Below are 9,396 nucleotides of genomic sequence, written 5' to 3'. Positions count from 1 at the left end.
GCGATACCGCCCTTTGGGGCGAGCAGTAACAATGGCCTTTGGAGGGCCAAGGATAAACCACCAGTTGAACTGGTGGTTGCTAACTAAAAAAACTTTTACCAAAACACCCAGTATGATAAACTTAAGGAAAAGAGCAATAATTGAATCCCCATAGCTATCGGCTAAAGGGACGCGACTTTGTTCACCAAGGTAAAATCGAAATTGAATACTGAAGGGATATATTTTAAAATGATGCTAGAAACTGAAAGATTGATTTTAAGAAAGTGGACGCAAGATGATGCAGAAAGTTTGTTTACTTATGCAAAAAATCCAAAAGTAGGGCCAATTGCCGGATGGCCTCCTCACAAGGATATCGAATCAAGTAAATATGTTATTGACAATGTTTTCACCGGAGCAGAATGCTATGCAATCTGTGAAAAAGAGAATAATGTTGCAATAGGAGCTGTTGAACTAAAACTAAACGGACATACAGATATGACAGATAGAGATGATGAATGTGAACTTGGTTACTGGTTGGGAGAACCATTCTGGGGCAGAGGGTATATGCCAGAAGCGGCATATGCGCTTATGAAACGAGGATTTGAAACGCTTGAAATGACTACAATATGGTGTGGCTATTATGACGGAAATAAAAAGTCCAAAAGAGTACAGGAGAAACTTGGATTTATTTATCATCATACTTGCGATGAGGTTCCAGTACCATTGCTTAATGAGATAAGAGTTGGCCATACAAATGTCATAACAAAAGAGCAATGGAAAAGCCATACACAACCTGATGGAAAAATCCACGTAGCCAATATCGAAGAAGTGTAAAGAACCAATTATATCTGTTGGAGAGAGTGGTGAAAAGTTATGAAGTTATTATTTAAACAAAGGCTGTTTTCATGGTTTGACAGCTATGATATCTATGATGAAGCAGGCAACACTGTTTATGTAGTAAAAGGTCAGTTGTCCTGGGGACATAAACTTGTAATTTATGATGCCTATGGAAATGAAGTGGGAATGGTTGTTCAGAAAGTACTTACTTTTCTTCCTAAATTCGAAATTTATAAAAACGGCAGTTATATCGGATGCCTGAGCAAAGAATTCTCATTCCTGACGCCACATTATAATATTGATTACAATGGATGGCATATTGATGGAACCATTATGGAATGGGACTATAGCATTCTTGATCGAAGCGGTTATTCAATTGCACGGGTTAGTAAAGAACTGTTTCATATGACGGATACATATGTTATTGATGTGCAGGATCCAGGAAATGCGTTGGATGCGCTGATGTTTGTACTGGCAATCGATGCAGAAAAATGTTCCAGAAATTAAATAGTTGATCTTGTTACCGAAGATATTCGGAGATGGGGAGGTAGCATGGGATTATTCAAAAAGAAAATCGTGAAAAAAACATATGACAGAGAACAGATGAAACCAGTTATTCGTGCAAGCATTTGCACCGGAGAAGAAGTAGCAGGATTTAAAGATATACGGACCGGAAAAATCGAAGAGATCATGCTGATCAGATCGTCGGAAGACTTAGAAAAATTCAAAGAGATATATGAGATAACAGAGGAAATCTCAAAAGAATATTAGACATCTTCTGGGTTGTGGATGAACGCCAGGTATTCGTCTGTAAGCTTATAGGGAAAAAGGAGTTATTTTATAAAGGTGATGAAAATTACTTACATTAAACACAGTGGATTTTTAATTGAAACTAAAGATTGCTACTATATTTTTGACTATTATAAGGGTGAATTACCACTTCTTGACAAGAAAAAAGAAGTAATTGTTTTTTGCAGTCATTTTCATAAGGATCATTTTAATCCTGTGATTTTTGAGATCCTTGATGATATGGGCATGACATATCAGGCAATTTTGGCGAAAGATATACGCAAAAGAAAACATTTGTCAGATATGAAGATCACATATGTTTATCATGATCAGACTTATAATCTGGATAATGGCACTCAAGTCGATACATTGCTATCTAACGATAGTGGTGTAGCATTTATTGTTAAAACAAAGGAAGGCACCATTTATCATGCCGGTGACTTAAACGACTGGTATTGGGATGGTGAGCCGAAAGCTGACAATCAGAGACTTACTTCAGCATATCGTGCGGAGATCAGCAAAATCAAGGGTATGCATTTTGACGCTGCATTTGTCCCCTTAGATCCGAGGCAGGGAGATCACTATGCTGACGGAATCCTGTATTTCCTTAAAAATGTAGATTGCAATGTCATTTTTCCAATGCATTACTGGAATGATGCCAGTGTAATTAAGCGGTTTATTACTGAATGCCCACAATATAAGTCACGAATTAAAAACACAGAATGTACAAAAGAAGAATTATGAAGTTTAAGATGATTCACGAAAACTACAATGTGTCAGATCTGGAGCGATCTATTAAATTTTACAACGAGGCTCTTGATCTGCACGAAGTGAGAAGAAAGACTACAGATGATTTTATCATTGTGTATCTGAGCAACGATGTAAGTGATTTTGAGTTGGAACTTACCTGGCTTAAAGATCATCCACAGCCATATAATCTGGGTGAATGCGAATTCCACCTGGCATTCCAGGCAGAGGATTACGAGGCAGCACACAAAAAGCACAAAGAGATGGGATGCATTTGCTTCGAAAATGAAGCAATGGGAATTTATTTCATCGTAGATCCAGATGGCTACTGGCTTGAGATTCTGCCGTAAAGCTGGTTGAGAAATCGAAAAAAACTGATGTATATTGATAATTTTAAAATCGTTCACATAAGAAAAATATATTTGGAAACATTGTCTCAGGAATAAGAAGTGATTATGAAGTATTGCAATGGAGACCAGAGAGCAATCAATAAACCAGTGCGGGATCTTGATATCCAGTACCGGTATTATTATTTTATAGAGGCATCTTGCATATGTTATTAACAGACAATATAATAAATACATTGGAGCAGTTTCAAGAAATGAAGAACTTTCAATTTTTGAAAGTGGGTGACTATATGAAAACAATACATCAATATTATCTTCATTGATTTCTACTAATAAGGTCAGTCTGCTTCAGATCTGAGGTGCTTATCCGAAAATGATTATTGCTCGAACCAAACATCCAAAATATAGCTATGAAGGAATCAAGATTCACGACATAGCTGATTGGTTGTTGCAAGAATAAGCACCTTTGTATTTTGATAATGTATATGAATAAGAAATAACTGCCATACTGTGCAGTTGTACCCAAAATAAATTGTATGGGAAAGACAGTAAAAATAATACCGTCTGTAAGAATATACGGACGGAAATGGGATGTGGAGGCATGGAGTATGTTTAAAGAAATTGGGGATGAACGGGCTTTTAACGGGATTTTAAATCAGATCATAGAGAACATTCAGAATGGCAATCTCAAAGCGGGAGCTGCCCTTCCGGCAGAGCGGACAATGGCGGAGACCATGGGAGTGTCCAGACCGGCAGTCAGAGAAGCTCTGAGAGCACTGGAACTGTTGGGAATAGTAAAGCCGGTGCCGGGAGGCGGGAATTATATTACGGAGGATCTGGATACCTGGCTGATCGAACCCTTATCCATACTTTTTAAATTAAATCATGGATATCTGCGCCAGAATCAGCAGTTCCGTGCGGCACTGGAAAGAGAAGCAGCAATTCTCGCAGCGAGAAAGTGCACACCGCTGGATGCAGCAGAATTAAGGGTGATTCTTGCACGGCTGGACGTAGCAGAAGATGAAAAGATACGGGGTGAACTGGATCGCGAACTTCACCAGAAGATTGCAAAGATCGCAGATAACCCGATGGTTTACAGTGTCCTTGCGGCAGCGGATCAGCTGACTGAGAATATTGTTTCCGGGACGAGAGACTACATTATGAAAAAGAATAATTCTGCCAAAGAGGTTGATGACCAGCATCATCGGCTTGTTGAGGCGATCATCAACGGAGATGCAGAACAGGCGGAACGATGTATGTCCGAACATATGGATACGATTGAACGCTATATGGAAGAAATGCAAAAAAAATCCTGAGAAATTTTGGGCATTTTTACAGGATAAATTGATATGACCTCTATTGCGTTTTGGTAATACCAGTGGTATAATCAAAATACAAATTGGTAATGCCAATAAACAAAACTGGCAATGCCGGGAAGAGGGACGAAACAATGGGATATGTGAAATGGTCATATGAGACACTGAATCATTTTTGCGGAGACGTATTCAAGGCGTTTGGTTTTACAGAGGAAGAAAGCAATCAGATCAAGGATGTGCTTCTTACGGCTGACCTTTATGGAATAGAAAGTCATGGTATGCAGAGAATGGTGCGTTATCATAAGGGAATCGAAAAGGGAACGATCCATCCGCAGGCGAAGCCTGAAGTTGTATTTGAAACACCGATATCTGCAGTGATTGACGGCCATAATGGAATGGGACAGCTTATTTCCGTTTATGCAATGAAAAAAGCCATCGAAAAAGCCAAAAAAACCGGAGTTGGAATTGTAACTGTCCGTGAGTCCAATCATTTCGGTATTGCCGGATATTATGCAAAGATGGCGTGCGATGAGGGACTTTTGGGAATGGCCTGCACCAATTCAGAGGCTATTATGGTTCCTACGTTTGGTAAAAAAGCCATGCTTGGCTCAAACCCAATTGCAGTAGCTATGCCGGCAGACCCGTATCCGTTTTTCTTTGACTGTTCTACCACGGTAGTTACAAGAGGAAAACTCGAAATGTACAACAAAATGGAGAAACCGCTTCCTGATGGATGGGCGCTGGATAAAGATGGTCATGCAAGCACAGATGCACCGGATGTCCTTGCCAATATTGTTGCAAAGAAGGGTGGCGGAATCATGCCTCTTGGTGGAAATGAAGAAGTTACAGGAAGCCACAAGGGATATGGATATGGTATGCTGTGTGAACTGTTCAGTTCCATTCTTTCCATGGGTGTCACTTCGGATCATTGCTGCACATTCCCGGATAAAACAGGAATCTGCCATGGATTTATGGCAATCGATCCGGCTTTATTTGGTGATCCTCAGGCAATCCGCAGACATTTTTCAGAATACCTGGAAGCTTTGAGAGAAAGCCCGAAGGCAGAAGGCAAAGACCGTATTTATACACATGGTGAAAAAGAAGTTTTTGCAGAAAAAGAAAGAAGAGAGCATGGATTACCTGTAAACGATAATACGATGGTCGAACTTGCTAATCTGTGTGGATATCTCAAACTTGACTTTGATAAATATTTTGATGGATATGAGCTTCCAAAAGACAGCAAATTCTTTACAGGAAACTATTAATAGATGAGATTAGAAAATACCAGGGAGGACAACAGAAATGGATTATGCAAAAGAATCTTTAAGACTGCATGGAGAATGGAAAGGTAAGATTGAAGTTGTAACAAGAGTACCTGTAGAAAATAAGGATGATCTGTCACTTGCTTATACACCTGGAGTTGCACAGCCTTGTCTGGAAATCCAGAAGGACGTAAACAAATCCTACGAACTCACAAGAAGATGGAACATGTGTCTGGTAGTTACAGACGGTTCTGCTGTTCTTGGACTTGGAAATATCGGACCGGAAGCCGGAATGCCGGTTATGGAAGGAAAATGTGTCCTTTTCAAGGCATTTGGTGATGTGGATGCATTCCCGCTCTGCATTAAAAGCAACGATGTGGACGAAATTGTAAATACAATCTATATGATCTCCGGTTCCTTCGGTGGAGTAAACCTGGAAGATATTTCCGCACCGAGATGTTTTGAAATCGAGAAGAAATTGAAAGAAAAATGTGATATTCCGATCTTCCATGATGACCAGCATGGTACTGCGATCATTACACTGGCAGGTCTTACCAATGCACTTAAAGTTGTTGGCAAGAAGAAAGAGGATGTCCGTATTGTAATGAACGGAGCCGGAGCAGCAGCAATCTCTATTGCACGTCTGCTTCTTACAGCCGGATTTAAGAATATCACCCTCTGCGACAGAAAGGGTGCAATCTATGAGGGACGCCCGGAAGGTATGAATCCGATCAAAGATGAAATGGCTAAAGTTACCAACCTGGCTAAAAAATCCGGTTCTCTTGCAGATATGCTGGTCGGCGCAGATGTATTTATCGGTGTTTCCGCACCAGGTGCCGTTACAACAGAGATGGTTAAGACCATGAATAAAGATGCAGTTGTTTTTGCATGTGCAAACCCGACTCCGGAGATCTTCCCGGATGACGCAAAGGCAGGCGGAGCAAAAGTTGTTTCTACAGGAAGAAGTGATTTCCCGAACCAGATTAACAATGTACTTGCTTTCCCTGGAATCTTCCGTGGTGCATTTGATGTGAGAGCAAAAGAGATCAATGATGAGATGAAGCTGGCAGCGTCTGAAGCACTTGCTAATCTGATCACAGATGAGGAACTTTCTCCGGAATATATCATTCCGAAGGCATTTGATAAGAGAGTAGGACCGGCAGTAGCCAAAGCGGTTGCTGAGGCAGCAAAGAGAACCGGTGTAGCCCGTATTTAAAAGACATACAATTTAATAATTAAGATAGGCAATTCTCCCCGGCATGACTTATAATGGGGACAGCAAGGACGTGTGACTGCAATAGATTTTACTTCAAGGAAACGTCCGCAGTATGCCGGGGAGTGCCTTTTTTTACATATTCTATAGGCGTAACCCTTTAATATCTTTAATACGTGATAAGATTGTATTGCAGCTGCAGCTGACAATACCAGGCAGAGGATCAATGACATTGTGCAGAAAGAGCTCCATTTCATCACTAGATGAAGCAACGGCATGTACATGAAGCCTGTCCCTTCCAGTGACACGGTAAATTTGTGTAACTATATCATTTTGGTATAATAGATTTGTTACCTGTGGCAGATGCTCAGGTTTTGTTTCAATCTCAAAATAGCATGACACAGCACCGCTGATTTTTGTGGATTTATTATCGTTGTATATTCTTCAATTACGCCTTTTTTCTCCAAAGCCTGAATCCGGGCTTTTACTGCGACTCTGGAAATCTCGATTTCTTCACCAATATCAGAGTAAGAGATGCGTGCATTTTCTATCAGTAACTGGATAATCTTCTGATCCAGTTTATCTAAACCGTCCAGGTACATAAGTATTCCTCCTGTAGAATAATATTCGCTGGATATCATTTTTTCTTAAATATCATATCATTCATATTACTAAAAGTAAACAGAAGCTTGACTTGACTGTTATAGCTACCTATAATTGTTACATAACGTAACTTATAGCTTGCATTTAGAAGATATAAAATTGATTCGGATGGAGGAAAGAGTAAGATAATGTCAAAAGATGAGTATTTGATTATAGATGCGCCTCTTAAAGCGCTGACGGTTTTTGCAATGCCGATGATTCTAGGCAGCTTTTTTCAGCAAATATATAATATGGCTGATTCCATCATCGTCGGTCAGTTTGTGGGTTCCTCCGCACTTGCAGCTGTTGGTGCCTGTGCAGCACTGACCAATGTTTTTATTTGTGTGGCGCTGGGTGCAGGTGTCGGCGCCGGTGTACTCGTGAGCCGTTACTTTGGTGCCAGGGAGTATGGAAAAATGAAAACCATTGTGTCAACGTCCTTGATTAGCTTTTTAATTCTAAGCATAGTCCTTGGTGTTTTTGGCTTTTGTTTTTCCCGCTCGATGATGAGCGCACTGCAAACCCCTGCCGATATACTGGATGACGCAGTGCTGTATTTGCGTGTCTATTTTGTGGGCTTTCCGTTCCTGTTTATGTATAACATTCTTTCAACGATGTTTACTTCTATAGGAGAATCAAAAATTCCACTGGGACTCCTGATATTTTCGTCAATCTTAAATATCTTTATGGATCTTTGGATGGTAGCCGGCCTTGATCTCGGCGTGTTCGGTGCGGCGCTTGCAACTTTGATTGCACAAGGCATTTCTGCCGTGTTTTCACTTTTGATTTTCTTCCATCGGATGCGGCGATATAAAAGTCACTTTGACTGGTTTGACAGGCAGGAGTTACTTTCTATGTTTCAAATTGCTGTGCCTTCGGTTCTGCAGCAGTCTACAGTATCTATCGGCATGATGATCGTGCAGGCAGTTGTAAATCCTTTCGGTACACAGGCACTCGCGGGGTATTCGGCGACGATGCGAGTTGAGAACGTTTTTTCTCTGATTTTTGTATCCATCGGTAATGCGGTTTCACCATATGTTTCCCAGAACCTTGGTGCAAATAAACCACAGCGTATCAAAAAAGGCTACCAGGCTGCACTGGTATTGGATGTGTGTTTTGCAGTCATTGCCTTCATTATAATTGAAACGCTCCACACGCAAATTTCCTCGCTGTTTCTTGGTAAAGACGGAACAGCCCTGGCCTATCAGGTATCTGGGGATTATATGAGATGGCTCGGTTATTTCTTTATCTTTATGGGAATCAAAATGGCAACCGATGGAGTCCTTCGTGGTCTCGGAATCATGCGCCCATTTCTCATTGCAAATATGGTGAACCTGGCAATCCGTCTTTCTGTTGCTTTGATTTTTGCGCCGCGTTTTGGCATTGCATTTGTCTGGCTTGCTGTACCAGCTGGATGGCTTGCAAACTTTTTAATATCCTATGTGGCTCTCAGAAGGTCATGGCCGACTGATAAATAGAAAAATGTTATGGGATTTTTCATTGCAAAGGCGATGAAGCTGTGCTTGAAAAAAATGCCTATCCTGTCGGCCAACAGGATAGGCGGTGGTCGTAAGACCTTATTTATTCACATCAATATAGCTGTACAGCGTATACTTGGAGATCCCGAAATAATTAGCTACCTTATCTCCGGATTTCGTGATAAGGAAAGCTCCGGAGTCATTTAAAAACTGTATGGCAGTAACCTTATCCTCTTTATTCATAAGAGCAACAGGCTTTCCAACCAGACTTACAGATTCCTCAATCAGACGGTCAAGCAGGTCATTGACACTGTGGGTGATCTGCTTAGGCTTCTCCTCCTTGTCCGTAGGTGTGATCAGATCATTCAATGCACTGTTGATCATGGTCAGCTTGGTAATATCATAGTTAATACCAAATACGTAATGAAGGCTGCCGTCATCGTCTTTAATATAGGATGTGCTGCATTTAAGGATTTTGCCGTCAGCGGTTTTCATCAGGTAACCGTTGTGATCTGCAGGTGCACTGTCCCCTCGTCTTTTCTGCCGGATTCCGTCAAAAACAGCATCAGATGGTCCGTCGCCTACATTTCGTCCGGTTACGTGACCGTTTACAATATAAATAATAGAGTGTTCAGGCTCCTGTGTTTTCAGATCATGGATTACCACTTCGCAGTCTGCTCCGAACTCCGCAGCGATATCCTGAGCAATCTGCTGTAAGACAGTTAATCTTCCCATATTTACCCTCCTGTTATGTAAATATCTTTTGCAACTGCTTTGGATCCTGAG

At 40.9% G+C, this 9,396-nt stretch carries 10 protein-coding genes and 2 pseudogenes; 10 read left to right on the top strand and 2 right to left on the bottom strand.

What is annotated here, in order from left to right:
* Window positions 1-177: 177 nt before the first annotated feature.
* The 9 genes and pseudogenes from OCV70_RS12835 to OCV70_RS12795 all read left to right on the top strand — a co-directional run bounded on the left by OCV70_RS12835 (window position 178) and on the right by OCV70_RS12795 (window position 6,493).
* Window positions 178-813 carry a GNAT family N-acetyltransferase gene (locus OCV70_RS12835; protein WP_317259469.1) on the top strand — a complete coding sequence of 212 codons (636 nt, stop codon included), beginning with the start codon at window positions 178-180 and terminating at the stop codon, window positions 811-813.
* A 39-nt stretch (window positions 814-852) separates the two neighbouring features.
* A complete protein-coding gene (locus OCV70_RS12830) occupies window positions 853-1,323 on the top strand; it encodes an LURP-one-related/scramblase family protein (protein WP_015514812.1) in 471 nt (156 codons plus the stop codon).
* Window positions 1,324-1,368: 45 nt separating this feature from the next.
* A complete protein-coding gene (locus tag OCV70_RS12825) occupies window positions 1,369-1,587 on the top strand; it encodes an aspartate dehydrogenase (protein WP_117853974.1) in 219 nt (72 codons plus the stop codon).
* A gap of 78 nt (window positions 1,588-1,665) precedes the next feature.
* Window positions 1,666-2,349, top strand: a complete 684-nt coding sequence (locus OCV70_RS12820; protein WP_195587669.1) for an MBL fold metallo-hydrolase — start codon at window positions 1,666-1,668, stop codon at window positions 2,347-2,349.
* Entirely contained in the window at window positions 2,346-2,702 is a 357-nt protein-coding gene (locus OCV70_RS12815; protein ID WP_117853969.1) for a VOC family protein, read from the top strand. Before OCV70_RS12820 ends, OCV70_RS12815 begins: the two co-directional genes overlap by 4 nt.
* 358 nt (window positions 2,703-3,060) lie before the next feature.
* Window positions 3,061-3,159 (top strand): annotated as a pseudogene (locus OCV70_RS19845) (ATP-binding protein); the annotation flags it as partial.
* 148 nt (window positions 3,160-3,307) lie between these two features.
* Window positions 3,308-4,015, top strand: a complete 708-nt coding sequence (locus tag OCV70_RS12805; RefSeq protein WP_173766343.1) for a FadR/GntR family transcriptional regulator — start codon at window positions 3,308-3,310, stop codon at window positions 4,013-4,015.
* A 134-nt stretch (window positions 4,016-4,149) separates the two neighbouring features.
* The gene (locus OCV70_RS12800) at window positions 4,150-5,280 is read left to right on the top strand and encodes an Ldh family oxidoreductase (RefSeq protein ID WP_262579735.1); all 1,131 of its coding nucleotides are present in this window, start codon (window positions 4,150-4,152) and stop codon (window positions 5,278-5,280) included.
* A 37-nt stretch (window positions 5,281-5,317) separates the two neighbouring features.
* Window positions 5,318-6,493: an NAD(P)-dependent malic enzyme gene (locus OCV70_RS12795; protein ID WP_117853961.1), complete on the top strand. Its 1,176-nt coding sequence runs from the start codon at window positions 5,318-5,320 to the stop codon at window positions 6,491-6,493.
* Between the two features lie 141 nt (window positions 6,494-6,634).
* Here the strand turns inward: OCV70_RS12795 and OCV70_RS19840 are convergent.
* A pseudogene (locus OCV70_RS19840) lies at window positions 6,635-7,092 on the bottom strand (Lrp/AsnC family transcriptional regulator).
* A gap of 189 nt (window positions 7,093-7,281) precedes the next feature.
* Between OCV70_RS19840 and OCV70_RS12785 the strand changes: the two are divergent.
* Window positions 7,282-8,610, top strand: coding sequence for an MATE family efflux transporter (locus OCV70_RS12785; protein ID WP_117853957.1), 1,329 nt, complete (start codon window positions 7,282-7,284; stop codon window positions 8,608-8,610).
* A gap of 99 nt (window positions 8,611-8,709) precedes the next feature.
* Here OCV70_RS12785 and OCV70_RS12780 read toward each other — a convergent pair whose 3' ends face one another.
* Window positions 8,710-9,345 carry a helix-turn-helix transcriptional regulator gene (locus OCV70_RS12780; protein ID WP_021925999.1) on the bottom strand — a complete coding sequence of 212 codons (636 nt, stop codon included), beginning with the start codon at window positions 9,343-9,345 and terminating at the stop codon, window positions 8,710-8,712.
* Window positions 9,346-9,396: the final 51 nt, after the last annotated feature.

Origin of the sequence: Blautia acetigignens, from assembly GCF_025566865.1 — a bacterium.
In the GTDB taxonomy this organism is placed as follows: domain Bacteria; phylum Bacillota; class Clostridia; order Lachnospirales; family Lachnospiraceae; genus Blautia_A; species Blautia_A acetigignens.
The sequence above is the reverse complement of the archived record's forward strand: the minus strand, read 5'-3'. Positions and strand labels throughout refer to the sequence as shown.